Below are 26,350 nucleotides of genomic sequence, written 5' to 3'. Positions count from 1 at the left end.
CGGCGGAGTAAGAAATTCTTGCCGGTTTCTGGGACAACTCTCCGACACCGCAGCGGCGTACGCTGACTTTATGGTGCTTCTTCGGGCTAATAAGGGGCATACAGGGCAAGGGTCGTCGGGCGAGCAGAGCACCCCTGTGTTCGTCGACTCCACAGGCAGGCGTGCCCGGTACCTGCGACGCACCGGCTACGGGCTGGCCACCGCCGCGGCCACGTACATGGCGGTACTGGGCCTGAGCATGATGGGAGCAACTCCCTTCGCCCCGGGGACCATCCTGCCCGGCGACATCGCGGGGCCCGCCGCACCGGGACCCCGCACACCCGGCCGGGCGCCCCAGGCACCCGGCGAGCTTCCCGCGGCCGGGCGCGTGGGCCCCGGCTCCCCGAGCACCCTGCTCCTTCCGCAAGCCGCCCAACCCGGCGCTCCCATAGCCCCACCCGGGGTGCCCGGGGGCCCACCGGTCGCCTCACCGGCCCGCCCTGACACACCAGGACCGCAAGCACCAACAACCCCGTCCGGGCAGCCCGCGGCCCCCAATGATCCCGCTGCCCCCACTCCCACGCCCGGCACGGGCACCACCCCCGGCACGGGCACAACTCCCACGCCCGGCACGGGCACCACCCCCGCGCCCGGCACGGGCACCACCCCCGCCTCGCCCCCGCCCGCTCCGCCGACCACCGCCCCACCGGCCCCCGAGCCTCCGGCGCAGACGCCGCCGTCCGGCTCCCAGCCGCCGGGGCCGGCCGCCGGCCCCGTGGCGCCGTCCGGCTCCACGGCCCCCCTCCTGCCCTCCGACCCCTCGGTGGCCGAGGCCTCCTGATGCGGCGGCGCCCTCACCGGTCACCCGGCCGCCCACCGAGGTCGCCCGGCCCGCGGCGGACGCGAGCGCCCCTGTTGCCGCGGCACCGGTTCCGCATCGTCGTTCCCCTCGTCCTGCTGGCCTTCGTCGTCTCGGTCCTCATGATCGAGGGGTACACCACGCGGGGCTTCACCGGTGACCAGGAAGCCCGCGGCGGGCGCCCCACCAACGCCGTCCCCCGCGTGATCGCCGGCGGCGGCCCGGTCGTGGACACCACCCACGACCACCTGCGGACCTACCACCCACCGGCCAAGACCGTCGTGCTGACCTTCGACGACGGCCCCGACCCCACGTGGACGCCCCGCGTACTGGCCGTTCTCGACCACTACGGCACGCCCGGCACCTTCTTCGTCACCGGTCAGCAGACCGTCCGGCACCCGGAAGTCCTGCGTCGCGTGGTCCGTTCCGGCAACGAGGTCGGTGTGCACACCTTCTCCCACCCGGACCTGGCCACCCAGTCCGCGAGCAGCGTCGACCGTGAGCTGGCGCTGACCCAACTCGCCCTCGCCGGGGCCGCGGGCATCAACACGTCGCTGATGCGGATGCCCTACTCCTCGACCACCTCCGCCCTCGACAACCGGGCGTGGACCGTCTCCCGGCGTCTGGGCGAGAAGGGCTACGTCCTGGCCTTCATCGACCAGGACACCAGCGACTGGCGGCGGCCGGGCGCCCGGGCCATCGCCGCCGCGGCCATACCCGACGCACCGGCCGGCGGGGTCATCCTCCTGCACGACGCGGGAGGAGACCGGTCACAGACCGTCGAAGCCCTCGACAGTCTGATCCCCCGGCTGAAGGCCCAGGGGTATCGCTTCACCACCCTCGCCGACCTCGTCGGCACCGACAGTTTCACCAGCCCCGTCGGTACGCCGGAGTTGTGGCAGGGCCGCGTCTTCGTGGCCGCTGTGACCGTGTCGGGGACGGCGGTGTCGGCCGTCAGCGTGCTGCTGCTGGTGGTCGGTTCGCTCGTCCTCGCCCGGTGCGTGGTCCTGCTCGTGCTGGCCCGCCATCACGCCCGTCGCTACCGGCGCCGGTCCACCGGCGCCCACCGGCCCGTCACCCGGCCGGTCAGCGTCGTCGTACCCGCCTACGACGAGGAGCTGTGCATCCGCAACACACTCCGGTCGCTCGCCGCGAGCGACCACCCCGTCGAGATCATCGTCGTGGACGACGGATCCCACGACGGCACCGCCGACCTCGCCGAGTCCCTGGCTCTGGAGAACGTCACCGTCGTCCGGCAGCCCAACGGCGGCAAACCGTCCGCCCTCAACAACGGCGTTCTGCGGGCCTCGCACGACCTCGTCGTCATGCTGGACGCCGACACCGTCTTCGCCCCGTCGACCGTCGGCCGTCTCGTCCAGCCGTTCGCCGACCCCCGCGTCGGAGCCGTGGCGGGCAACGCCAAGGTCGGCAACCGTCGGCGCCTGCTCGGCCGGTGGCAGCACATCGAGTACGTCATGGGCTTCAACCTCGACCGCCGCATGTACGACCTGCTGCACTGCATGCCCACCATTCCCGGTGCCGTGGGCGCATTTCGCGTCGAGGCCCTGCGGGACGCCGGGATGGTGAGTGCGGACACCCTCGCCGAGGACACCGACCTCACCATGGCCCTGCACCGGGCAGGGTGGGAGATCCGCTACGTGCCGGACGCCCTCGCCTGGACCGAGGCACCGGTCTCGCTGCGTCAACTGCGGCGCCAGCGCTACCGTTGGAGCTACGGCACGATGCAGGCGGCGTGGAAGCACCGGCACGCGTTGGTCGAGCGTGGTCCCGCGGGCCGCTTCGGCCGTCTCGGTCTGCCCCTGCTGGCCGTCTTCCAGATCCTCACCCCGCTGCTCGCCCCGCTGATCGACATACTGGCCCTGTACGGCCTGGTGTTCGGGAACCCGCTCACCACGGCGCTGGCCTGGACCGGCGTGCTGGCCGTGCAGGCCGTCTGCGCCGCGTACGCCTTCCACCTCGACGGCGAACCACTCCGGCCGCTGTGGGCGCTGCCACTCCAGCAGATCGTCTACCGCCAGGTGATGTACCTGGTCCTGGTGCAGGCCTGCCTGACCGCGATCAACGGCTACCGACTGCCCTGGCAGCGGCTCAGCCGCAGCGGAGACGTGATGCTGCCCCCTCAGCCCTCCACTCGCGGGCCGTGAACCGGCCCCTGGGGAGGGCCGTGCGGATACCGGATGTCCCCAGGGCCGGACGGCCTACCCGAGTCGCAGAGGTCACCGGCACGCTCCGACGCCGGCTTGCCGACGCACGCTCGCTCGATCGCCCCAGCGCATCGCACGATGTCACCGCCACGCTCTGGCGCCGCCCTTGCCGACGCACCCTCGCTCGATCGCCGTAGCGCGTCGCGCGATCGGGTTGACTTGGCCCGTCTTCGGGGCTGCCGGCCTTTCTCCCGGGTGCTTGTGCACGCAGCCTATGATCATGAAAACTACCCGACTGCACTCCGTGCACCGTTCACTCGCGCACTCGGCCGGCGCGACCGTCATCGTCCTCGCGGCAGCCCTGGCCTCCGCCGCCCCCGTCGCCGCCCAGCCCGTCGCGCTACCCGACCGTGACCCGGGCCAGACTTCTTCGTGCCAGACCACCCGCGTGCAGAGACATGGTCTTGAGGACATCGTCTGGACTGTGCTGTTCGGGTCCCAGGTCGTGCAGATGCAGGAGACCCGGTGCGAAGAGGGCACGGCGGCGGGCGAGCGGGAAGAGACCAGGGGTGTCCTGCGGCCAGGGTCAGCCCCCTGACCTGCTGAAGCGCTGTGCAGCCGAAGTGGTGGGGGCGCCCGGCGCCCCTGCCCGGCGGTTGCGGGCACGGCGAGGGAGCCTCGGTCTCCCTCGCCGTCGCGGCCTCCGCATCGGCCTGCTCGACGCGGAAGGTCACCGTACGCGTTCGTCAGCGAGTGCGCACCGCATGGTCGCGCCCGACCAGGAGCCCCCCGCGCCGGACCGCCCACACGTCGAACAGGTCCCGCGCGTACACCTTGCTGAAGATCCGCCCGAACAGCGCCCGGTCCTCCGCCTCGGCAGCAGGCCCGTCACCCATCCACCGGGACACCCTCGTGTCCTGGAACAGAGCGACGAATCCCTCCTCGTCGTCCGGGCCGTAGGCGTCGAGCAGAAGGCGCGGGGTGCGCAGGGTCGGGGGCATGCCGGGGGACCCTACTCGCCGGGCTCGCGGGGCGGCAATCGACTTTCGTCCGTCTCGACGCACGCAGGGCTTCCGGTCAAAGCCGTCACCGCCGCAGGCTGTAGCTCACCATCGACGCCCCCACCACCGACCCGAAAGCCGGCAGCAGGAACTGCGCGAAGGCTTCCCAGCCCCAGACGATCCCCGCGCACGCCGCCGTGATGTTGATGGCCAGGGACATGATCCACAGAGCGACGCTCTGGGCCTGAGGTGACATCGTTCCTCGTCGTCGTTCGTCGTTCGTTGTTCATCGTCCGGCGTCGTTCAGCGTCATTGATCGGGCGAGCCGCGGAAAGGAGAGGGCCGAGGAGAATCAACTCGGCCCCGGACGGGGGAGGGGCGGGAATTCCGGCAGCGGTGCCCTGTTCGACGGGGGAGGGCCGGGTGTGCTCCCGTTCGGCGCGGAAGTCCCCGGGGCAACGACCGCGCGGTGCCCGGACATCGGAGCCGTCACCAGGAGGGCCAACGTGCTGACGGCGCACAGGCCGACGAGGAGGGTGCCCGCCCTGTACGCGCGCCCGGGGGCGTTCCGCCCTGGGGGACGCATCGGTACCACGGTCGCTCCGGAATCGAGTCCGCCCCTTTTTCATGGACCCCTGAATTCTTCCATGCGACGGCATCATAAAAAGGTCGGCCCGGATGCTTGAACTGTAAAGTTTCCGGCTCTCTTGTGGATTCATCGTGAAAGGTGAACCCCCGACCGCATACTGATCGGTCGCTCTGTGCGAAGGGCCGCTCCGGAAGTCCGGCACCACCGCACTGTCGTACCCGGGCGGTACGGTCGGATCATGACCGATCAGGCGGGGGCCGCCCAGACGGGCGAGCGGCGACTGGCCACGCTGGAGGGCGTACTCGAGCGCATCACGTACGCCAACGAGGAGAACGGCTACACGGTCGCCCGGGTCGACACCGGAAGAGGCGCCGGCGACCTCCTCACGGTCGTCGGCGCCCTGCTCGGCGCGCAGGTCGGCGAATCCCTGCGCATGGAGGGCCGCTGGGGCTCCCACCCCCAGTACGGCAAGCAGTTCCACGTGGAGAACTACACGACCGTCCTGCCCGCCACCGTCCAGGGCATCCGCCGCTACCTGGGCTCCGGCCTGGTCAAGGGCATCGGCCCGGTCTTCGCCGACCGCATCACCCAGCACTTCGGCATGGACACCCTCCAGATCATCGAGGAGGAGCCCAAGCGCCTCATCGAGGTCCCCGGCCTCGGCCCCAAGCGGACGAAGAAGATCGCCGACGCCTGGGAGGAGCAGAAGGCCATCAAGGAGGTCATGCTCTTCCTCCAGACCGTCGAGGTGTCCACCTCCATCGCCGTGCGCATCTACAAGAAGTACGGCGACGCCTCCATCTCGGTCGTGAAGAACCAGCCGTACCGGCTCGCCTCCGACGTCTGGGGCATCGGTTTCCTCACGGCCGACAGGATCGCCCAGTCGGTCGGGATCCCGCACGACAGCCCGGAGCGCGTCAAGGCGGGCCTGCAGTACGCCCTGTCCCAGTCCACCGACCAGGGCCACTGCTTCCTCCCGGAGGAGCAGCTGATCAAGGACGCCGTGAAGCTCCTCCAGGTCGACACGGGCCTGGTCATCGAGTGCCTGGCCGAGCTGGCCGAGCCCCTGCAGGACGGCGAGGACCCCGGCGTCGTACGGGAGAAGGTGCCCGGCCCGGACGGCGGCGAGCCCGTCACCGCGATCTACCTCGTCCCCTTCCACCGCGCCGAACTCTCCCTGTCCGCCCAGCTGCTGCGCCTCCTGCGCACCGGCGAGGACCGGATGCCGGGCTTCCGGACCGTGGCCTGGGACAAGGCGCTGAGCTGGCTGAAGGGGCGTACGGGCACCGATCTCGCTCCCGAGCAGGAGGCCGCGGTCCGGCTGGCGCTGACGGAGAAGGTCGCCGTGCTCACCGGCGGCCCGGGCTGCGGCAAGTCCTTCACGGTCCGCTCGATCGTGGAGCTGGCCCGCGCCAGGAAGGCCAAGGTCGTGCTCGCCGCCCCGACCGGCCGGGCCGCCAAACGCCTGGCCGAGCTCACCGGCGCCGAGGCCTCCACCGTGCACCGCCTGCTGGAGCTCAAGCCCGGCGGTGACGCGGCCTACGACCGGGACCGCCCGCTGGACGCCGACCTGGTGGTCGTCGACGAGGCGTCCATGCTCGACCTGCTCCTGGCCAACAAGCTCGTCAAGGCCGTCCCGCCGGGGGCACACCTGCTGTTCGTCGGGGACGTCGACCAGCTGCCGAGCGTCGGCGCGGGCGAGGTCCTGAGGGACCTCCTGGCCGACGGCGGCCCGATCCCCGCGGTCCGGCTCACCCGCGTGTTCCGGCAGGCCCAGCAGTCCGGTGTGGTGACCAACGCCCACCGGATCAACGCCGGCCAACACCCGCTCACGGACGGCATGAAGGACTTCTTCCTCTTCGTCGAGGACGACACCGAGGAGGCCGGCCGCCTCACCGTCGACGTGGCCGCCCGCCGCATTCCGGCCAAGTTCGGCCTGGATCCGCGCCGGGACGTCCAGGTCCTCGCCCCGATGCACCGCGGCCCGGCCGGCGCGGGCGCCCTGAACGGCCTGCTCCAGCAGGCCGTCACCCCGGGCCGCCCCGACCTGCCCGAGAAGAGGTTCGGCGGACGGGTGTTCCGTGTCGGCGACAAGGTCACCCAGATTCGCAACAATTACGAGAAGGGCGAGAACGGTGTCTTCAACGGCACCGTCGGGGTGGTCACCTCGCTCGACCCGGTCGACCAGCGCCTGACGGTGCTCACCGACGAGGACGAGGAGGTGCCGTACGAGTTCGACGAGCTCGACGAGCTGGCCCACGCGTACGCCGTGACGATCCACCGCTCCCAGGGCAGTGAGTACCCGGCGGTCGTCATCCCGGTCACCACGGGCGCCTGGATGATGCTCCAGCGGAACCTGCTCTACACGGCGGTCACCCGGGCCAGGCAGCTGGTCGTCCTCGTCGGTTCGCGCAAGGCGATCGGCCAGGCGGTGCGCACCGTTTCGGCAGGCCGGCGGTGCACGGCACTCGACTTCCGGCTCGGTTCCGCAAAAAATGATCGATCAAATGAGTCGTGAAGGTCACAAGACACTTCCGGAAGGGGAACACAGGGGGCAGGATGAGCAAGTTGGCGGCACTCAGTGCCGTCAATAGGCCCGATGGTCGACCCCGAGTGCACTCTCCTGAGCCAAGTGGGGGATGGTAGAGACAGTCAGGGCAACCTCGAAGAAGAGGCACAACGTCGGTGAGGGATGACGTGAGCGACAACTCTGTAGTAGTGCGGTACGGCGATGGCGAGTACACCTACCCGGTGATCGACAGCACCGTCGGCGACAAGGGCTTCGACATCGGGAAGCTCCGCGCCCAGACCGGTCTGGTCACCCTGGACAGCGGCTACGGCAACACCGCCGCCTATAAATCCGCCATCACCTACCTCGACGGCGAAGCGGGCATCCTGCGGTACCGCGGCTACCCGATCGAGCAGCTGGCCGAGCGCTCCACCTTCCTGGAGGTCGCCTACCTGCTGATCAACGGCGAGCTGCCGACCGTCGACGAGCTCTCGGTGTTCAAGAACGACATCACGCAGCACACCCTGCTGCACGAGGACGTCAAGAACTTCTACAAGGGCTTCCCGCGCGACGCCCACCCGATGGCGATGCTCTCCTCGGTCGTCTCGGCGCTGTCCACGTTCTACCAGGACAGCCACAACCCGTTCGACGAGCGCCAGCGCAACCTCTCCACGATCCGCCTGCTCGCCAAGCTTCCGACGATCGCCGCGTACGCGTACAAGAAGTCGATCGGTCACCCGTTCGTCTACCCGCGCAACGACCTCGGCTACGTCGAGAACTTCCTCCGCATGACCTTCTCGGTCCCGGCGCAGGAGTACGAGCTGGACCCGACCGTGGTCTCCGCGCTCGACAAGCTGCTGATCCTGCACGCGGACCACGAGCAGAACTGTTCGACCTCCACGGTGCGCCTCGTCGGCTCCTCGCAGGCGAACATGTTCGCCTCGATCTCCGCCGGCATCAACGCGCTGTGGGGTCCGCTGCACGGCGGCGCCAACCAGTCCGTGCTGGAGATGCTGGAGGGCATCCGCGACTCCGGCGGCGACGTCGACACCTTCATCCGCAAGGTGAAGAACAAGGAGGACGGCGTCCGCCTGATGGGCTTCGGCCACCGGGTCTACAAGAACTTCGACCCGCGCGCCAAGATCATCAAGGCCGCCGCGCACGACGTGCTGTCCGCTCTCGGCAAGTCCGACGAGCTGCTGGACATCGCGCTGAAGCTGGAGGAGCACGCGCTCTCCGACGACTACTTCGTCCAGCGCAGCCTCTACCCGAACGTCGACTTCTACACGGGTCTGATCTACCGGGCCATGGGCTTCCCGACCGAGATGTTCACGGTCCTGTTCGCCCTCGGCCGGCTGCCGGGCTGGATCGCCCAGTGGCACGAGATGATCAAGGAGCCGGGCTCCCGCATCGGCCGCCCGCGCCAGATCTACACGGGCGTGGTCGAGCGCGACTTCGTCCCCGTCGAGGAGCGCTGAGCGCAGGAGCAGTAGCGCGTCAGGTCCCCGTATCCGCTTGCCGGGTGCGGGGGCTTTTGCGTGGGACGGGCTGGGCGGGGTCGGGTGAGAGAAGGCGGGCGCGGGCGAGGAACGGCGTGTGCTGTCGTGTGATCTCTCACGGGATTTCTTATGCAATGAAGAAGGCGCCCCGGCGTCGGTCCCCCCACGGGCCGACGACCAGGGCGCCTTCCCAGTCCCGGTTCGGATTCCCCCCACGGGATCCGGCCGGGCGTCTGTGAGGACAGCGCCTGAATCGCTGTTGAGCAGAACGAGCAGAACTCGCCGTACTTCTGTGAGGTGCGATCTGCCGGGACAGCGCACGCCCGGGAGGGCCGCTCAAAGCTTCCCGGTGTACGTGCCCCGGCAACGCTCCCCCAAGCTCTCAACTCCGTTCGAGCAGGGAGGCACCCCCACCTGAGGAAGTCCCCCAAGACATCCCCAGCTGCCAGGTGACGCCCCCCAAGACGCTCCCCGACATCGTCAACTTAGACCTTCGAACCCCTCTGATGGTTACGTTCACATCACTGTGATCTGCGTCTCTTGCATATGTCCGTTAGGTGCGCAAGAGCCTCGGATATCCCGTCCGAGGCTCCAGCGTAAGGAAGATGCGCGAGCCTTGTGAAGAGCTTATGTGAGCCGCGCCCGGGACTCCAGAGGGGCTCAAATCACGTTCGCCATGAACTTAGTCGGAATTCGGGTGACTTCACCGAAATGTCCGCAGCCGCAGACTGTTCGTGACGACGAAGACCGACGAGAAGGCCATCGCGGCCCCCGCGATCATCGGGTTCAGCAGACCCGCGGCGGCCAGCGGCAGCGCGGCCACGTTGTAGCCGAACGCCCACACCAGGTTGCCCTTGATCGTGGCCAGGGTCCGGCGGGACAGCCGGATCGCGTCCGCCGCCACCCTCAGATCGCCGCGGACCAGCGTCAGATCACCTGCCTCGATCGCCGCGTCCGTGCCGGTGCCCATCGCCAGACCCAGATCGGCGGCGGCGAGCGCGGCCGCGTCGTTGACGCCGTCGCCCACCATGGCGACGACCCGCCCCTCGGCCTGCAGCCGCCGTACCGCGGCGACCTTGTCCTCGGGCAGGACCTCGGCCACCACCTGCTCGATCCCCACGGCCGCGGCCACCGTCGCGGCCACCGTCCGGTTGTCCCCCGTCAGGAGCACCGGTGTGAGCCCCAGTGCGCGCAGTTCCCGCACGGCTTCGGCGCTGGTGTCCTTGACCGCGTCCGCCACGGCCAGCACGGCCCGTGCCGTCCCGTCCCAGCCGGCCAGGACGGCCGTACGCCCGGCCCGCTCGGCCTCGTCCCGCGCGCGGGCCAGCTCCGGCGGGACGTCGTCGAAGAGCCGCCCGACGGCGACGTCGCGTCCCTCCACGCGCCCGCGTGCGCCCCGCCCGGGGACGTTCTCGAACCCCTCGACGTCCGGGAGCGGCCCGGCGCTCTCCTCGGCGCCCCGCGCGATGGCCCGCGCGACCGGATGCTCGGAGGCGTGCTCGACGGCGCCCGCGAGCCGCAGCGCCTCCTTCTCGTCCGCGCCCTCGGCCACGTGCACCTCCTGGAGGGTCATCCGGCCGGTCGTGACCGTGCCGGTCTTGTCCAGCACGACGGTGTCCACCCGGCGCGTGGACTCCAGGACCTCCGGGCCCTTGATGAGGATGCCGAGCTGCGCGCCCCGGCCCGTGCCGACCATCAGCGCGGTCGGGGTGGCCAGGCCCAGCGCGCACGGACAGGCGATGATCAGGACCGCGACGGCGGCCGTGAACGCGGCGACGCCGTCCCCGGTCAGCCCGAGCCAGGCGCCGGCCGTCGCGACGGCGATCAGCAGCACCACCGGCACGAAGATCCCGGCGACCCGGTCGGCGAGCCGCTGCACCTCGGCCTTGCCGTTCTGCGCGTCCTCCACCAGCTTCGCCATCCGCGCCAGCCGGGTGTCGGCGCCGACCCGGGTGGCCTCGACGACCAGCCTGCCGCCCGCGTTGACCGTCGCTCCGGTGACCGTGTCCCCGGCCGCCACGTCCACCGGAACGGACTCGCCGGTCAGCATCGAGGCGTCCACCGCGGAGGTTCCCTCGACGACCGTGCCGTCGGTGGCGATCTTCTCCCCGGGCCGTACGACGAACCGGTCGCCGACGGTCAGCCGCTGCGCCGGGATCCGCACCTCGCGCCCGTCCCGCAGTACGGCGACGTCCTTGGCGCCCAGTTCCATCAGCGCCCTCAGCGCGGCTCCGGCGCGGCGCTTGGAACGGGCCTCCAGCCAGCGGCCCAGCAGGATGAAGGCGGTGACGCCGGAGGCGACCTCCAGGTAGATGGCGGAGGCGCCGTCCCCGCGCGAGACCGTGAACTCGAACGGGTGGCGCATGCCCGGCATGCCCGCGTCGCCGAGGAACAGCGCCCACAGGGACCAGCCGAACGCGGCGAGGGTGCCCAGGGAGACCAGTGTGTCCATGGTGGCGGCGCCGTGCCGGGCGTTCGTCCAGGCGGCCCGGTGGAAGGGGAGTCCGCCCCAGACGACGACCGGTGCGGCGAGGGTGAGCGAGAGCCACTGCCAGTTGTCGAACTGCAGGGCCGGGACCATCGCCAGCAGGATGACGGGCAGGGCGAGGGCGGCGGAGACGGTGAGGCGCCGCCGGAGGGCCGAGAGCTCGGGGTCCACCTCGGCGTCGGGGGTCTCCTCCCGCCGGGGTGCGGGCTCCTCGGCGGTGTAGCCGGTCTTCACCACGGTGGCGATGAGGTCGGCGACCTCGGTGCCCTCGGGGAAGGCGATCCGTGCCTTCTCCGTCGCGTAGTTGACCGTGGCCGTGACGCCGTCCATGCGGTTGAGCTTCTTCTCGACGCGGGCCGCACAGGAGGCGCAGGTCATCCCGCCGATGAGCAGCTCGACCTCGGCGAGCGCGGGCTCCCGGCCGGTCGGCGCCTTGGCGGTGGTGCTGGTCATGTCCTCACTCCTGGAGATGCGGGGCGCCCGGAAACGGAACGGGCCGTACGGGCCGGGGTGGCGGCGTACGGCCCGTACACGGGTACGAGTGCCAGGGTCGGCGCGTCTCAGGCCTGCCGGCCGCGGGACTTCAGGGGCTCAGGCCCGGCCGGCCAGTTCGAAGCCGGCCTCGTCGACGGCGGCGCGCACGGCCTCGTCGTCGATCGGGGTCGCGGAGACCACCGTGACCTCGCCGGTCTTGGCGACGGCCGTCACCGAGCTCACGCCGGAGATCTGGGAGATCTCGCCGGAGACCGCTCCCTCGCAGTGTCCGCAGCTCATGCCGCTCACCTTGAAGACGGTGGTGACGGGGCCCGTGGTGTCGGTCTGGGCGGTCATGTCGTTACTCCTCGCAGAGGCAGGTGGGGCTGTGGGGTCCGCTGGGGGATCCGCACCGTCAACTGTACCCCTAGGGGGTATCAACGCACGACGCCCCCGTCAGTGGGCGCAGGTAGCGCAGGAGGGCCTCTTTCAGCTCCTGGATGTACGCCTCCCGCTCGGCGCCCTCGTGGGCCAGGATCAGCTCCAGGCCGGCCTTGTAGATGCCGACGCACATCCGGGCGGTGCGGGTGACGGCCGGGGCGGGCGCGTCGGGCACGAACGGCGCGACGAGCGTTTCGACCCGGGCGACCAGCGTGGTGTGCAGAGCGTCGTGCTCCTCGGCGATGCGCCCCGGGATGTCGGGCCCGTGCATCAGTGCGAAGAAGGCCGGGTGGCGGCCGTTGAACTCGATGAAGCGGTCGACGGCCCCGGTGATGACCTCCTCGAGCGAGGTCGCCGCGGGGTCGGCGGGGGTCAGTACCTCGTCGTACGACTGCCGCATCTCGTGCATGAGCCGGCTGCCCAGCTCGATCGCGATCGCTTCCTTGTTCGGGAAGAACTGGTACAGCGTGCCCGGTGAGACGCCTGCCTCGCGGGCGATGGCGTTGGTGCTGGCGGCCGTGTAGCCCGTCGTGGAGAAGACCGCGGCGGCGGCCTCGAGCAGCTGGGTGATGCGGCGCTCGCCGCGGGCCTGCCGACGGCGCGGCCGTTCCTCGGCCGTCGCGGCTGCCGTCTCGGTTCCGGCCGTCGTCTCGGTTCCGGCTTTCTCGGGCTTCTCGGGCACGCGTTATCCCCAGGTCTGATCACGTGATTGACAAACGCGAGCGGTCACTCGCATTCTGGACCCAGAAAATGCGAGCGATCTCTCGTGTTTGCCGGTTCTTGGCAGCTCCATGCTGTCAGGCTGCGCCTGGACACGGGTCTCGGTGAAGGGGACACCGCACGATGACCGAAGTCAACACACCACCGCGCGTCCGGGGCTGGACCCGTTTCGTCACCGCCCGCCCCAGGCTGTCGCTGCTGGTGGCGCTGGTGCTCACCGTGCTCGCGGTCCTGGCCGGCAGCGGCGTCGCCGACCGGCTCGGCGCCGGTGGCTGGGAGGACCCGGCCGCCGAGTCCACCTACGCGACCAAGGCCCTGGAGCGCGAGTTCCCCGGCTCCCAGCCCAATTTCCTGCTCCTGCTCGACGCGGGCGGCGCATCGGTCGACGACCCGGCCGTCGCCGCCGAGGCCGAGCGGCTCACCGAGCGGCTGGCGGGCGAGCCCGGCGTCACCGGCATCGGCTCCTACTGGCGGTCCGGCGCCCCGGCCCTGCGCTCCAACGACGGTCACGAGGCACTGATCGCCGCCCGCATCACCGGCGACGAGAAGACCGCCGGCGAGACCCTGGAGCGCATCGCGCCCCACTACCGCGGCGTGCACGGCCCGGCGGAGGTCACGGTCGGCGGCCCGGTCGCCGTTCGGCACGAGATGCAGACGATCATCCAGGAGGACCTGACCCGGGCCGAGCTCATCGCCCTGCCGATCACGCTCGTCCTGCTGGTGATGGTCTTCGGCAGCGCCGTCGCGGCCCTGCTGCCGCTCGGTATCGGCATCGTCGCCATCCTCGGCACCAACGCGATCCTGCGCGGCCTCACCGAACTCACCGACGTGTCCGTGTTCGCGATCAACCTGACCACGGCCCTCGGACTCGGCCTCGCCATCGACTACGCCCTGTTCATCGTCCGCCGCTTCCGCGAGGAACTGTCCACGGGCGCCGAACCGGTCACGGCGATCGGCACCACCCTGCGCACCGCGGGCCGCACCGTGCTGTTCTCCGCCCTCACGGTCGCGGTGTCCCTGGCCGCGATGCTGGTCTTCCCGCAGTACTTCCTGCGCTCCTTCGCCTACGCCGGGATCGCCGTCGTCCTGCTGGCCGCCGCGGCCGCGCTGATCCTGCTCCCGGCCGCGCTGGTGCTGCTCGGGCACCGGGTCGACTCCTGGGATCTGCGCCGCGTGTTCCGGCGGGGCCACCGGCCGAAGCCGGCCGAGGAACAGGGCAGGGCCTGGGCGCGCACGGCGACCCTCGTCATGCGCCGCGCCCCGTTCTTCGCGCTGGGCACCACAGCCGTCCTCGTCCTGCTCGGACTGCCCTTCCTGGGCGTGAGGTTCGGCACCGCGGACGACCGTCAGCTGCCCTCGGCCTCCGAGTCCCATGTCGTGCAGCAGCACCTTCGCGAGGGCTTCCCGGGCAGCCCCGGCGGTGGCCTCGAGGTGCTGGCCGAGGGCCGTGCCGGCGAGGCGGAGTACGGCGCCTACAAGGAGCGGATCGCCCGGCTCCCCGATGTCGTGCGGGTGGACGGGCCGCTGGTGAAGGGCGACTCCGCGTACTTCACGGTGCTGCCGAAGGGGGAGGCGGTCGGTGATCCGGCGCAGCGTCTCGTCGGCGAACTGCGCGAGGTCCGGGCCTCCTTCGACACAAAGGTGACCGGTACCGCGGCCGTCCTGGTCGACTCCAAGGACGCCATAGGGGAGCGCCTGCCCCTGGCGGCCGTCTTCATCACGATCGTCACCCTGCTCCTGGTCTTCCTCCTCACGGGCAGCGTGCTGATTCCGATCCAGGCGGTCGTGCTGAACGCGCTCAGTCTGACGGCCATGTTCGGTGCGGTCGTCTGGGTCTTCCAGGACGGTCACCTCTCCGGCCTGCTCGGCTTCACCAGCCCCGGATCCATCGAGACGACCCTGCCGGTCCTGATGTTCTGCGTGGCCTTCGGCCTGTCCATGGACTACGGAGTGTTCCTTCTCTCCCGCATCAAGGAGGAGTACGACCACACCGGCGACCACGACCGGGCCGTCCGCCACGGCCTCCAGCGCACCGGCGGGCTGATCTCGGCTGCGGCGGTCATCCTGGCCGTGGTCATGGTCGCGATAGGCACCTCGCGGGTGACCAACACCAAGATGCTGGGCCTGGGCATCGCCTTGGCGGTCCTGGTGGACGCCATGATCGTCCGCAGCCTCCTGGTCCCCGCGGTCATGCGCCTCACGGGCCGCGTCACCTGGTGGGCCCCGGCCCCCCTGCGCCGCTTCCACGCACGCTTCGGCCTGACGGAGGGAGAGCCGGCCCCGGCGGGGGAGCGGGAACGGGCGCGGCAGCGGGAACGGGCGGGGGAGCAGGAGCCGGCCCGGGACAAGGCCGGGGCCCGGGGTTAGCGTTCCCCCGAGGGCGCGCCCGACCGGGCGCCGGCGACCGGAGCGGGCGCGACCGACCGAAGCACCCGACCGGGGCGATCGGTGACCAGGGCGCGACCGACCGGGGCGCGAGGGCGGTCGGCGGTCCCGGACAGGAACGGAAGGCGGGTGGGTCCATGCGGGCCGTGGTGTTCGAGCGGTACGGGGAGACGGCCGAGGTGCGGGAGGTCGCGGAGCCGGTGCCCGCGGAGCACGGCGTGGTGGTGCGAGTCGAGGCCACCGGTCTGTGCCGCAGCGACTGGCACGGCTGGCAGGGCCACGACCCGGACATCGCCCTGCCGCACGTGCCTGGGCACGAACTGGCCGGGGTCGTCGAGGCCGTAGGCGCCCGGGTGACCGGATGGCGGCCCGGCGACCGGGTCACCGTGCCGTTCATCTGCGCCTGCGGCACCTGCCCGTCCTGCGCGGCCGGCGACCACCAGGTGTGCGAGCGCCAAACCCAGCCCGGCTTCACCCACTGGGGATCCTTCGCCCAGTACGTGGCGCTGGACCACGCCGACGTGAACCTCGTGGCGCTGCCCGGGGAGTTGTCCTTCGCGACGGCGGCCTCGCTCGGCTGCCGATTCGCCACGGCGTACCGGGCGGTGGTGCAGCAGGGGCGTCTTGCGGCAGGGGAGTGGGTGGTGGTGCACGGCTGCGGTGGGGTCGGGCTCTCCGCCGTGATGATCGCCGCCGCCTCGGGTGCGCGGGTGGTGGCCGTCGACGTGTCGGCCCGGGCCCTGGACCTGGCGCGGGAGTTCGGGGCCGCGCAGTGCCTGGACGCCACGTCCGTGCCGGACACCGCGGCGGCCGTCCGTGACCTCACCGGCGGCGGTGCCCACCTCTCCCTCGACGCCCTCGGCTCACCCGGCACCTGCGCCGCCTCCGTGAACGGCCTGCGCCGCCGCGGTCGGCACGTCCAGGTCGGCCTGCTGCCCTCGCCGGACGGCACGACACCCGTGCCGATGGCCCGCGCGATCGCCCTGGAACTCGAACTCCTCGGCAGCCACGGCATGGCCGCGGACAGCTACCCGCCGATGCTGGAACTGGTCCGCAGCGGCGTGCTGCGCCCCGACCTGCTGGTGACGTCGGCCATCACGCTGGAGGACGTCCCCTCCGCGCTGGCGGCGATGGGGACGGCGCCGGGAGCGGGGGCGACGGTCATCGAGCCGTGGAGCTGACGCGCCGGCGAACCGCCGTGCCCCACGGGAGCGTGGGGCACGGGGCGCAGGGATCGGGTCAGTCGGTTCCTCGGCCGCGGTTGCCGGGCCTGGAGGCGACCCAGGCCCGGACGGTGTCGGCGTACCAGTAGGGCTTGCCGCTCACCACACGGTCGGGCGGGGGCAAAAGCCCGTGCTTTCGATAGGACCGCACGGTGTCCGGCTGCACCCGGATGTGCGCCGCGATCTCCTTGTAGGACCACAGTCTTCGGTCGGTCATGACGTGCACCTCCCCGCGCGCACCACGGGGGCGGCCGTGGACGGCCGTCCGGGGGAGCCGGGCGCTGCGCTGGCGATCAACAAGCCTGTGTCCGGTCAACGACGCCCCCCGAGAGCGGGCAGGGCCTGTGCGCCGGGTGTGACAGAAGACCCGCGTACGCGCGACATGTGTGACACGGGAGGGGCGTTTGTGACACAGCCGGGGCAAAGACGCGTGCCGGTGCGGCGGCGGGGTTCCTTGACGCCACACTCGGGTCCGGCCGCCGATCGGCCGGAGAGGCGGGCCGGGACGGGGGGCTGAAGACTCGGAACCGAGGACGCGCGCGTGGACGGGGCGCCGACATGTGGAAAGCGCTGTCATGATCTGGTCCGAATGTCCGGACAAAACATTGACAGGGCGTCGAGAGGGGGCTACAAAACCGGGGAGAGCCGAGCATCGAGGGGACACCGATGACGTACGACCTGATCACCATGGGGCGGATCGGAGTGGATCTGTATCCGCTCCAGACCGGTGTCCCGCTGCCGCAGGTCACGTCCTTCGGCAAGTTCCTCGGGGGTTCGGCGAGCAACGTCGCGGTCGCGGCGGCCCGTCTGGGGCGGCGGACGGCGGTGATCACCCGCACCGGCGACGACCCCTTCGGCACCTATCTCCACCAGGCCCTGAAGGACTTCGGCGTGGACGACCGCTGGGTCACCCCGGTCCCCGGCCTGCCCACCCCGGTCACCTTCTGCGAGGTCTTCCCGCCGGACGACTTCCCGCTGTACTTCTACCGCCGCCCCAAGGCCCCCGACCTGGAGATCGACGCCCACGAGCTCGACCTCGACGCGGTCCGGGACGCCCGGGTCTTCTGGGTCACGGGCACGGGCCTGAGCGAGGAGCCCAGCCGTACGGCGACCCTCGCGGCCCTCGCCCACCGCGCCAAGTCCGGCACGACGGTCTTCGACCTGGACTGGCGCCCGATGTTCTGGACCGACCCCGACGCGGCCCGCCCCTTCTACGCGGAGGCCCTGCGGCACACCACCGTCGCCGTCGGCAACCTCGACGAGGTGGAGGTCGCCACGGGCGTGCGCGAACCCCACGCCGCAGCCCGTGCCCTCCTCGACGCGGGCGTCGAACTCGCCGTCGTCAAGCAGGGACCCAAGGGCGTCCTCGCCGTGCACCGCGACGGCGAGAGCGCCGAGGTCCCGCCGCTGCCGGTGAACGTCCTCAACGGCCTCGGCGCCGGCGACGCCTTCGGCGGCTCCCTCGTCCACGGCCTGCTGGCCGGATGGGACCTGGAGAAGACCATGCGGCACGCCAACGCCGCCGGCGCCATCGTCGCCTCCCGTCTGGAGTGCTCCTCCGCCATGCCCACCCCGGACGAGATCGAGGCGGCCGTCACCGCGGGGGCCGTCCGGTGACCGTCGACATCTCCGAGCTCGTCGACCTGCGCAGCCACCGCCCGGAGGCGATCGCCGAGGCCGCCGCCCGTCGCATCCGGCGGCCGCTGCTGAACACGAGCGGCCGCCTGATGATCATCGCGGCCGACCACCCGGCCCGCGGTGCCCTCGCAGCCGGCGGCCGCAGCATGGCCATGGCCAACCGCGCCGACCTCCTCGAACGCCTCTGCCTGGCCCTGTCCCGCCCGGGCGTCGACGGCGTCCTCGCCACCGCCGACATCCTCGACGACCTGCTCCTGCTGGGCGCCCTGGACGACAAGGTCGTCCTCGGCTCGATGAACCGCGGCGGCCTCCAGGGCGCGCGCTTCGAACTCGACGACCGCTTCACCGGCCACCGCCCCGAGGACATCGAGCGCCTGGGCTTCGACGCGGGCAAGCTGCTCCTGCGCATCGACTACGACGACCCGGGCTCCCTCACCACGCTGGAGTCCACCGCCCGCGCGATCGACGACATGGCCGCGCGCCGCCTCCCCGTCTTCGTCGAGCCGTTTCTCAGCCACCGCACCCCGGAGGGCAAGGTCAGGAACGACCTCTCCGCCGAGGCCGTCACCAAGTCGATCGCCATCGCCTCGGGCCTGGGCGGCAGTTCCGCCTACACCTGGCTGAAGGTGCCGGTCACCGAGAACCCCGACGACATGGCCGAGGTCATGGCGACCTCCACCCTGCCCGCCGTACTGCTGGGCGGGGAGGTCGGGGGCTCCGCCGAGGAGCAGGCCGGGGCGTACGAGAAGTGGCGCGGCGCCCTGCGACTGCCCACCGTGCGCGGGCTGGTGGTCGGCCGCTCGCTGCTGTACCCGGCGGACGGCGACGTGGCCGGCGCAGTGGACACCGCCGTCGGACTGCTGTGAGGGCCGTCATGACCACCCCCGCCTTCACCACGGCCGACGGCACGCAAGACCGAGGGCTCCCTCTTCCGGGCGGCGGCGCGGAAGTCCGGCAGTTCCCTCGCCCGGGCAGGTCCCGGGCCCAGATCGCCTCCGGCGCGGGAAGCCGCTTTGCTTTGGCAGGAGCGAAGTGCGAGCGACAACTCCCCGCCCGCTACGGCCCCGCGCCGGAGGTCCCAAGGGTGAGGCCCGCACGGCCCCGCCCCGTCAACGCCCGGTGCGGGCGCCGCGTATCCGTGACCACCCAGAGGGAGGGACACCGATGACCTCGACGACGAGGCTGACGGTCGCACAGGCGCTCGTGCGCTTCCTGGCGGCCCAGTACACCGAACGCGACGGCGTCCGGCAGCGGCTCATCGGCGCCACCTGGGGCATCTTCGGCCACGGCAACGTCGCCGGCATCGGCCAGGCCCTCCTCGAACACGCCGCCGAGATGCCGTACCACCAGGGCCGCAACGAACAGGCCATGGTGCACGCGGCGGTCGGCTACGCCCGGCAGTCCAACCGGCTGTCCACCCAGGCGGTCACGACCTCCATCGGCCCGGGCGCCACCAACCTCGTCACCGGCGCCGCCCTCGCGACCATCAACCACCTGCCGGTGCTGCTCCTGCCCGGTGACATCTTCGCGACCCGGCCCGCCGACCCGGTCCTGCAGCAGCTCGAAGTGCCGTACGCGGGCGACGTGTCGGTCAACGACTGCCTGCGCCCGGTGTCGAAGTACTTCGACCGGATCACCCGGCCCGAAGCCCTGATCCCCTCCGCGCTGAACGCGATGCGCGTCCTCACCGACCCCGTCGAGACCGGCGCCGTCACCCTCGCGCTGCCCCAGGACGTACAGGCCGAGGCGTACGACTGGCCGGAGGCGTTCTTCGCCGAGCGCACCTGGACCGTACGGCGGCCCGGCGCCGACCCGACGGAACTGGCCGAGGCGGTACGGATCATCCGCTCGGCGAAGAGGCCCCTGGTCATCGCGGGCGGCGGCGTCCACCACAGCCGCGCCGAGGAGGCGCTCGCCGAGTTCGCCGGGACGACCGGCATCCCGGTCGCCTCCACCCAGGCGGGCAAGGGCTCACTGCGTCACGACCACCCCCAGGACGTCGGCGGCGTCGGCCACACCGGCACCGCCACCGCCGACGAACTCGCCCGCACCGCCGACCTGGTGATCGGCGTCGGCACCCGCTACACCGACTTCACCACCGCCTCCGGCACGCTGTTCGGCAACCCGGACGTCCGCTTCCTCAACCTCAACATCGCGCCCTTCGACGGTCACAAGCTCGCCGGGCAGCCCCTCGTCGCGGACGCCCGCAGCGGCCTGCAGGAGCTCACCGACGCCCTCCGGCTGCACGCGTACCGGGTCGCCGGCACCTACGCCACCGAGTACACCGAGGACAAGGAACGCTGGGAGCAGCGCGTCGACGCCTGCTACGAGGTGGACGAACCCGACACCCGTCCGACCCAGCCCCAGGTCATCGGCGCCCTGGACGAGATCGCCGACGCCTCGGACATCCTGATCAACGCCGCCGGCTCCCTCCCCGGCGACCTGCACAAACTGTGGCGGACCCGGTCGCCCGACCAGTACCACCTGGAGTACGGCTACTCCTGCATGGGCTATGAGATACCGGCCGCCATCGGCGTCAAGATGGCCGCCCCGGACCGGCCCGTGTGGGCGCTGGTCGGCGACGGCACGTACCTGATGATGCCGACGGAGATCGTGACGGCCGTGCAGGAGGGCATCGCGATCAAGGTCCTGCTCGTCCAGAACCACGGCTACGCGTCCATCGGCGGCCTGTCGGAGTCGGTGGGCGGCGAGCGGTTCGGCACCGCCTACCGCTTCCCCGCCGAGGACGGCTCGTACAGCGGGGCTCCGCTGCCCGTAGACCTCGCCGCCAACGCGGCCAGCCTCGGCATGCGCGTCCTGCGCGCGAGGACCGTCCGGGACCTGCGCGAGGCGCTCGCCGAGGCCCGGGCGGCCGACACTCCCACATGTGTCTACGTCGAGACCCAAACGGCAGACACAGTGTCGGGCGCGCCTCCCGCGCAGGCCTGGTGGGATGTACCTGTGGCCGAGACCGCGACACGGCCGTCCGCGGTCAAGGCACGTGAGCTGTACGAACGGCACGTCTCCACCCGACGCCGCCATCTGTGAAGGAGTTCCCGGCCATGACGAAGATCGTCAACCACTGGATCGGCGGCAAGACCGTCGAAGGCGCCTCGGGCACGCACGGGCCGGTGACCGACCCCGCGACCGGCGAGGTGACGACGAAGGTCGCGTTCGCCTCGGTCGACGAGGTGGACGCGGCGGTCGCCGCCGCCAAGGAGGCCTACCTGACCTGGGGCCAGTCCTCGCTGGCCCAGCGCACCTCGATCCTGTTCACGTTCCGTGCCCTGCTGGACGCCAACCGGGACGCGATCGCCGAGCTGATCACCGCTGAGCACGGCAAGGTCCACTCCGACGCCCTCGGCGAGGTCGCCCGCGGCCTGGAGATCGTCGACCTGGCCTGCGGCATCAGCGTGCAGCTGAAGGGCGAGCTGTCCACGCAGGTCGCCAGCCGCGTCGACGTGTCCTCCATCCGCCAGCCGCTGGGCGTCGTCGCCGGCATCACGCCGTTCAACTTCCCGGCGATGGTGCCGATGTGGATGTTCCCCATCGCCATCGCGTGCGGCAACACCTTCGTGCTGAAGCCGTCCGAGAAGGACCCCTCGGCGTCGATCAAGATCGCCGAGCTGCTGTCGCAGGCGGGCCTGCCCGACGGCGTCTTCAACGTCGTCCACGGCGACAAGGTGGCCGTCGACCGCCTGCTGGAGCACCCGGACGTCAAGGCCGTCTCCTTCGTCGGCTCGACCCCGATCGCCCGCTACATCCACACCACGGCCTCCGCCAACGGCAAGCGCGTACAGGCCCTGGGCGGCGCCAAGAACCACATGCTGGTGCTGCCCGACGCCGACCTCGACGCGGCCGCCGACGCCGCCGTCTCGGCCGCCTACGGCTCCGCCGGCGAGCGCTGCATGGCCATCTCCGCGGTCGTCGCGGTCGGCTCGATCGGCGACGAACTGGTGGAGAAGATCCGCGAGCGCGCCGAGAAGATCAAGATCGGCCCGGGCAACGACCCCACCTCCGAGATGGGCCCGCTCATCACCAAGGTCCACCGCGACAAGGTCGCCTCCTACGTCGAGGGCGCCGCGGCCGAGGGCTGCGAGGTCGTCCTGGACGGCACCGGCCACACGGTCGACGGCTTCGAGAACGGCCACTGGATCGGCATCTCGCTGCTCGACAAGGTGCCCACGTCCGCCAAGGCCTACCAGGACGAGATCTTCGGCCCGGTGCTGACCGTGCTGCGCACCGAGACCTACGAGGAGGCCCTTGACCTCATCAACGCCTCCCCGTTCGGCAACGGCACCGCGATCTTCACCCGGGACGGCGGCGCGGCCCGCCGCTTCCAGCTGGAGGTCGAGGCCGGCATGGTCGGTGTGAACGTCCCGATCCCGGTCCCCGTCGGCTACCACTCCTTCGGCGGCTGGAAGGACTCGCTCTTCGGCGACCACCACATCTACGGCAACGACGGCACGCACTTCTACACCCGCGGCAAGGTCGTCACCACCCGCTGGCCGGACCCGGCCGACGCCCCGGCGGGCGTGGACCTGGGCTTCCCGCGCAACCACTGACCGGTATCGGCCACTCTTCGCCGGGCCGGGAGTCGATCACGGAGACTGTGGGACATGCACACACCGATGCACCCTCCCGCGGAAACCCCCACGACCCTGGGCGAGCAGCTCCTTCTGTTGTCGCTGGACGACGAGTCCGGCGCGGCGAAGGAGTCGGCGAAGGTGGCGCCGGCGATATCCGCCGCCCTGCTGGTGGAGCTGGCGCTGGCCGGCCGGATCGATGTGGCCGACGACAAGGTGACCGTCGTCGACACCACACCGCTGGGCGACCCCGCCCTGGACACGGCACTCGCCGAGGTCGCCGGACGTGACAAGCCGGGCAGGACCAGGGACTGGATCACCCGGCTGAAGACGGACGCGGTGGCGTGGGCGAACCGGGGCTTGATCGAGAAGGGGCTGGTCCGGGAGGAGAAGAAGAAGGTGCTCGGCCTCTTCCCCGTGCGCCGCTATCCCGAGGCGGACGGCTCGGCGGAAGCGGCGGTGCGGCGGCGGCTCGACGAGGTCGTCCTGCGAGGAGCGGAGCCGGACGAGCGTACGGCGTCCCTGGTGGCCCTGCTGCACGGGGCGAAGCTGCACCGGCTGGCCTTCCCGGACGCCGACGCGCGTGAGGTCAGGGCGGCGATGGAGGCGCTCTCCGAGGGCCAGTGGTCCGCGACGGCCGTGCGGCACGTCGTGCGGGCGGCCGAGGAGGCGCTGGCAGTGATCATCGCCGTGACCACGACGACGACGATCACCGCCGGCGGCTGACCACGGCGGTCGCCGGAAGGCGCCGGGGCGAGCAGCGTGGTGTCCGCCGGAGACGTCATCGGGGGTGACATGGGCCCGATCCCTGCTGATGTGCCGGACGTCCCGGGGACGGCTCCGCGACGGCGCCCTCGGCGGAGGCCCCTGGCGTGGGCCAGCGGAGGCAGGGGGCGCCGTTCTCGGTGAGCGCCTCCGCCAGCAGGTCGCAGTAGTGGCGCAGGTCCTCGTGCCAGCCGACGAACGACGCGAAGTCCCGCATGTGGACGGCCAGCCGCAGGGTGGCCGCGCGTGCGGTGCCCGGGGGGACGGCGGCGGTGCCGTAGCCGCCGGTGTAACCGCCGAGCAGGGCGTGGGCCGCGGCCGGGTAGTCGACCCGCGGGCCCTTTCCGGCGGCTCCGAGGCCACGGGCGGCGGCGGCACGCAGTTCGTGCAACTCGCCGAGGGTCCAGCCGAGGTCGAGGGCCGGGTCGCCCCCGGTGACCTCCTCGCCGGTGAGCAGGGCGGTGCGGTCACCGGCAGTGGAGGGGACCAGCCAGCCGGTGCTGGGTGCTCCGTGCAGCAGGACCGGGCCGCCTCCGGGTGGCTTGTCCGCGGCCCGGGACCATTCCGTCAGCCGGGCCCACAGTGAGGAACCGAGCCGGGTTCGGGCCAGCGTGCGCAGCCGGGACGTTCCTGGAGCGTCCTCCTCTCCGGAGAGCCAGGCCGTGAGCCGTCGCACTCCCGGATGGGGCGGCCGTTCCGGGAGGTCCCACGGCTCCTGGTGCAGCCGTCGCAGGGTCCTGCCCAGATCCGCCAGCGCACCGACCGAGAGCCGGAAGGCGGTGTCGTCGCCGGAGGGCAGCAGCCGTGCTGCCGAGAAGGCGCCGGGCACGCGGTAGAGCACGCCCGAGTGCGGCACGGCCGCCCCGCTCCGCGTGGCGCGGCCACCCGCCGGTTCGCCCAGGGCGAGCCGGGCGCCGCCCGGCGCACCGGTGGTGCCGGGGGCCCCGGCCGCTGCCGAACCGACGGCCTCGTCCACGCGTCGCAGTGCCGCCTCGACAGCCGGCGGGGGCAGGCGCTGCGCAGCGGAGTGGGCGGGTCCCGGGGCGCGCAGCCAGCTGAATCCCGCGTCCCCGTGGTAGCGCACGGTGATCCGCAGATAGCGGGTCCCGTACTCGCGGACGGTGACGGGCTCCGTGCCGGGAGGCCGCCCCGTGTCCGGCGGCTCCGCTCGCGCTGCCGGTCCGGCAGCGACCGGCTCAGCCACTGTTCCGCCGCCGGACCGCCTCGATGATCTCCCGGGTGTCCCGCAACGCCGCTGCCTGCCCCTCGGTGAACATCACTCCGGCGCAGTTGAGGATCACCTCGTCCACACCGGCGTTCCGGTACTGCTCCAGCCCCGCGGCGATGTGGTCGGCCGAGCCGTACAGGTACGTGCCACTGTCCACGAGGGCGGCGGCACCGGCGACGGGGTCCGCCGGATCGACGGGCACACCGGCCCGGCGCAGCATGTCCGTGTAGTGCTCCATGGTGAGGTGCCCGGAGGCGGCCGTGTGAGCGAGCACGTGCGGGTCCCGGCCTTCGCGCTCCACCGCGACGTGGACGACGGTCGCGACCCGGCAGCGGGTGTCCCGGTCCCTGTCCTTGGCCCCTTCCTCCAGGGCGGGCAGCAAGGTCTCCGCGACATACCCGGGCGGGGTCATCCAGGTGATGGCGACGTCGGCGACACCGCCGGCGGTGCGGGCCATGTTGGGGCGCAGCACGCCCACGCCGACCTCCACGTGCGGGTGCTCCATGGGGATCAGCCGGCCCTGCAGCCTGTGGTACTCGCCCGCGTGGTCGACGATCTCCCCGTCGAGCAGGGCCCGGATGGTGCGCAGGTAGTCCCCGGCCATCGTGCGCGGGCTGGCGTAGGGGCGTCCGTTGAGGCTGCGGACGAACGCCGTCGAGCCGACGCCGTAGCCGGCCACCACCGGCAGGCCGGTCAGCAGGGCGAGCGAGCGGGCCTGGAGGGCGGCCTCGTACGGATGGCGCAGCGGCATCAGGGTCACGCTGAGGCCTACGGGGACGCGTAGCCCGGCGCCGGCGAGGTGGGCGAACGCCTGGTGGGCCTCCACCTTGAGCGACTGTCCTGTCCACAGGCGGCGCACGCCGGTGTCGCGGACCAGCTCGGTGTGGGGCCGCAGGGAGTCCGGGGTCTCCGGCATGTTCGGCACGAGCACGCTCGGGAGCACGTTGTCGGCGGTCACGGCGGGACACCTTCCTTATGTCGCTGGTGCTCTGACATCTGCCGGAGCTGTTGTCGTTCCTTGACGAACTGTTGTGTTTCTACTACGTTTTTTTCATGAGCCCAGTGAGTCATCGCGAGGGAATGCAGATCTACAACCAGCTGAGAGTGCTCCGCGCGGAGCGAGGCCTCAGTCGCGTCGCGCTGGCCAAGCTGGTGGAGGTGCACCCGCAGACCATCGGTGCCATCGAGCGCGGCGACTACTTCCCGAGCCTCGACCTGGCGTTCCGGCTCAGCGACGTGTTCGAGCTTCCGGTGGAAGCGATCTTCAACCGCAAACCCTTCTCTCCCCTCTCCGCCCAGCTGTACAACAAGGAGGACCGCTCGTGAGCCGGCAAGGTGTCAACGGGACGACGGACCTGGCGCGCAGTCCCATGCGCCCGGTGGCGCTCTCCCTCTGCGTGCTGAGCGCGGCCATGGTGGTGCTGTCGCTCATCTCGGACGGCAACGCGTTCTCCGACTCGTGGTGGCTCGTGGCCTTCGTGCTCTGGCTGCTGCTGTGGGGCGTGCTGCGCTCGATGACCCGCGGTGTGGCCGAGCGGCCCCAGGCAGGACTGGACGAACGGGAGCGCGGGCTGCGCGACCAGGTGTCCTTCATCGGCTACCAGTGCGCGGTCGGCGCCGGGATGGCCGTCGTGCTGCTCATGGTCGTCTTCCAGAACCAGCCCGAGATGATCGAGCGGATGCCCGCGCTGCTGACGACCCTCATGCTGACCGCGTCCGCGGTGCCCTCCGTCGTCCTCGGGATGTCCGGCGTGGGCGTCGAGGACGCCGACGAGGACGAGGGCGAGTGATTCGGACGCTG

21 protein-coding genes and 1 pseudogene are annotated in these 26,350 nt (G+C 71.5%); 14 read left to right on the top strand and 8 right to left on the bottom strand.

The window, feature by feature from the left end; all coding sequences use genetic code 11:
- Positions 1 to 136: 136 nt before the first annotated feature.
- The 3 genes from AB0B29_RS03175 to AB0B29_RS03165 all read left to right on the top strand — a co-directional run bounded on the left by AB0B29_RS03175 (position 137) and on the right by AB0B29_RS03165 (position 3,601).
- Positions 137 to 820, top strand: a complete 684-nt coding sequence (locus AB0B29_RS03175; RefSeq protein WP_362233199.1) for a hypothetical protein — start codon at positions 137 to 139, stop codon at positions 818 to 820.
- On the top strand, positions 820 to 3,003 hold the full coding sequence (locus AB0B29_RS03170; protein ID WP_362233196.1) for a glycosyltransferase: 2,184 nt from the start codon (positions 820 to 822) through the stop codon (positions 3,001 to 3,003). Before AB0B29_RS03175 ends, AB0B29_RS03170 begins: the two co-directional genes overlap by 1 nt.
- Positions 3,004 to 3,283: 280 nt before the next feature.
- Positions 3,284 to 3,601: a hypothetical protein gene (locus AB0B29_RS03165; RefSeq protein ID WP_362233193.1), complete on the top strand. Its 318-nt coding sequence runs from the start codon at positions 3,284 to 3,286 to the stop codon at positions 3,599 to 3,601.
- 154 nt (positions 3,602 to 3,755) lie between these two features.
- Here AB0B29_RS03165 and AB0B29_RS03160 read toward each other — a convergent pair.
- Positions 3,756 to 4,004 (bottom strand): annotated as a pseudogene (locus AB0B29_RS03160) (GNAT family N-acetyltransferase); the annotation flags it as partial.
- 85 nt (positions 4,005 to 4,089) lie between these two features.
- On the bottom strand, positions 4,090 to 4,260 hold the full coding sequence (locus AB0B29_RS03155) for a hypothetical protein (protein ID WP_157851227.1): 171 nt from the start codon (positions 4,258 to 4,260) through the stop codon (positions 4,090 to 4,092).
- A 571-nt stretch (positions 4,261 to 4,831) separates the two neighbouring features.
- Here AB0B29_RS03155 and recD2 point away from each other — a divergent pair.
- Both recD2 and AB0B29_RS03145 read left to right on the top strand, forming a co-directional pair.
- Positions 4,832 to 7,111, top strand: coding sequence for an SF1B family DNA helicase RecD2 (gene recD2, locus AB0B29_RS03150; RefSeq protein WP_362233190.1), 2,280 nt, complete (start codon positions 4,832 to 4,834; stop codon positions 7,109 to 7,111).
- 179 nt (positions 7,112 to 7,290) lie between these two features.
- The gene (locus AB0B29_RS03145) at positions 7,291 to 8,580 is read left to right on the top strand and encodes a citrate synthase (protein WP_362233188.1); all 1,290 of its coding nucleotides are present in this window, start codon (positions 7,291 to 7,293) and stop codon (positions 8,578 to 8,580) included.
- 724 nt (positions 8,581 to 9,304) lie between these two features.
- Here the strand turns inward: AB0B29_RS03145 and AB0B29_RS03140 are convergent.
- The 3 genes from AB0B29_RS03140 to AB0B29_RS03130 all read right to left on the bottom strand — a co-directional run bounded on the left by AB0B29_RS03140 (position 9,305) and on the right by AB0B29_RS03130 (position 12,686).
- On the bottom strand, positions 9,305 to 11,542 hold the full coding sequence (locus tag AB0B29_RS03140; protein WP_362233185.1) for a heavy metal translocating P-type ATPase: 2,238 nt from the start codon (positions 11,540 to 11,542) through the stop codon (positions 9,305 to 9,307).
- Positions 11,543 to 11,680: 138 nt separating this feature from the next.
- Positions 11,681 to 11,920 carry a heavy-metal-associated domain-containing protein gene (locus AB0B29_RS03135; RefSeq protein WP_362233182.1) on the bottom strand — a complete coding sequence of 80 codons (240 nt, stop codon included), beginning with the start codon at positions 11,918 to 11,920 and terminating at the stop codon, positions 11,681 to 11,683.
- Positions 11,921 to 11,990: 70 nt separating this feature from the next.
- Positions 11,991 to 12,686: a TetR/AcrR family transcriptional regulator gene (locus AB0B29_RS03130; protein ID WP_362233180.1), complete on the bottom strand. Its 696-nt coding sequence runs from the start codon at positions 12,684 to 12,686 to the stop codon at positions 11,991 to 11,993.
- A 161-nt stretch (positions 12,687 to 12,847) separates the two neighbouring features.
- Here AB0B29_RS03130 and AB0B29_RS03125 point away from each other — a divergent pair, with 161 nt between their 5' ends.
- The gene (locus tag AB0B29_RS03125) at positions 12,848 to 15,091 is read left to right on the top strand and encodes an MMPL family transporter (RefSeq protein WP_362233177.1); all 2,244 of its coding nucleotides are present in this window, start codon (positions 12,848 to 12,850) and stop codon (positions 15,089 to 15,091) included.
- Between the two features lie 155 nt (positions 15,092 to 15,246).
- Positions 15,247 to 16,290, top strand: a complete 1,044-nt coding sequence (locus AB0B29_RS03120; RefSeq protein ID WP_362233174.1) for a zinc-dependent alcohol dehydrogenase family protein — start codon at positions 15,247 to 15,249, stop codon at positions 16,288 to 16,290.
- Positions 16,291 to 16,348: 58 nt separating this feature from the next.
- On the opposite strand, the gene AB0B29_RS03115 is transcribed toward AB0B29_RS03120, so the two are convergent.
- Positions 16,349 to 16,549 (bottom strand): helix-turn-helix transcriptional regulator, encoded by a 201-nt coding sequence (locus tag AB0B29_RS03115; protein ID WP_362233172.1) that lies wholly within the window; start codon positions 16,547 to 16,549, stop codon positions 16,349 to 16,351.
- A 449-nt stretch (positions 16,550 to 16,998) separates the two neighbouring features.
- Between AB0B29_RS03115 and iolC the strand changes: the two genes are divergently transcribed.
- From iolC to AB0B29_RS03090, 5 genes are all read left to right on the top strand, one after another.
- Positions 16,999 to 17,949: a 5-dehydro-2-deoxygluconokinase gene (iolC, locus tag AB0B29_RS03110; RefSeq protein WP_362233170.1), complete on the top strand. Its 951-nt coding sequence runs from the start codon at positions 16,999 to 17,001 to the stop codon at positions 17,947 to 17,949.
- Entirely contained in the window at positions 17,946 to 18,836 is an 891-nt protein-coding gene (locus AB0B29_RS03105) for a Cgl0159 family (beta/alpha)8-fold protein (RefSeq protein ID WP_362233167.1), read from the top strand. Before iolC ends, AB0B29_RS03105 begins: the two co-directional genes overlap by 4 nt.
- Positions 18,837 to 19,134: 298 nt before the next feature.
- A complete protein-coding gene (gene iolD / locus AB0B29_RS03100; protein WP_362233164.1) occupies positions 19,135 to 21,018 on the top strand; it encodes a 3D-(3,5/4)-trihydroxycyclohexane-1,2-dione acylhydrolase (decyclizing) in 1,884 nt (627 codons plus the stop codon).
- Between the two features lie 14 nt (positions 21,019 to 21,032).
- The gene (mmsA, locus tag AB0B29_RS03095; RefSeq protein ID WP_362233161.1) at positions 21,033 to 22,535 is read left to right on the top strand and encodes a CoA-acylating methylmalonate-semialdehyde dehydrogenase; all 1,503 of its coding nucleotides are present in this window, start codon (positions 21,033 to 21,035) and stop codon (positions 22,533 to 22,535) included.
- A gap of 54 nt (positions 22,536 to 22,589) precedes the next feature.
- Complete coding sequence (locus tag AB0B29_RS03090) at positions 22,590 to 23,282, top strand: GOLPH3/VPS74 family protein (RefSeq protein ID WP_362233159.1); 693 nt, start codon at positions 22,590 to 22,592, stop codon at positions 23,280 to 23,282.
- A 55-nt stretch (positions 23,283 to 23,337) separates the two neighbouring features.
- On the opposite strand, the gene AB0B29_RS03085 is transcribed toward AB0B29_RS03090, so the two are convergent.
- Positions 23,338 to 24,525, bottom strand: a complete 1,188-nt coding sequence (locus AB0B29_RS03085) for a phosphotransferase family protein (RefSeq protein ID WP_362233156.1) — start codon at positions 24,523 to 24,525, stop codon at positions 23,338 to 23,340.
- A complete protein-coding gene (locus tag AB0B29_RS03080) occupies positions 24,518 to 25,507 on the bottom strand; it encodes an LLM class flavin-dependent oxidoreductase (protein ID WP_362233154.1) in 990 nt (329 codons plus the stop codon). Before AB0B29_RS03080 ends, AB0B29_RS03085 begins: the two co-directional genes overlap by 8 nt.
- Before the next feature lie 95 nt (positions 25,508 to 25,602).
- Here AB0B29_RS03080 and AB0B29_RS03075 point away from each other — a divergent pair, with 95 nt between their 5' ends.
- Positions 25,603 to 25,875: a helix-turn-helix transcriptional regulator gene (locus AB0B29_RS03075; protein WP_362233151.1), complete on the top strand. Its 273-nt coding sequence runs from the start codon at positions 25,603 to 25,605 to the stop codon at positions 25,873 to 25,875.
- Complete coding sequence (locus AB0B29_RS03070) at positions 25,872 to 26,339, top strand: hypothetical protein (protein WP_362233149.1); 468 nt, start codon at positions 25,872 to 25,874, stop codon at positions 26,337 to 26,339. The genes AB0B29_RS03075 and AB0B29_RS03070 overlap by 4 nt, the downstream gene beginning before the upstream one ends.
- Positions 26,340 to 26,350 lie beyond the last annotated feature (11 nt).

Source organism: Streptomyces tibetensis (assembly GCF_040647715.1).
GTDB classification, from domain to species: domain Bacteria; phylum Actinomycetota; class Actinomycetes; order Streptomycetales; family Streptomycetaceae; genus Streptomyces; species Streptomyces tibetensis_A.
Note: the sequence above shows the minus strand (reverse complement) of the source record. Positions and strands in the feature narration are given on the sequence as shown.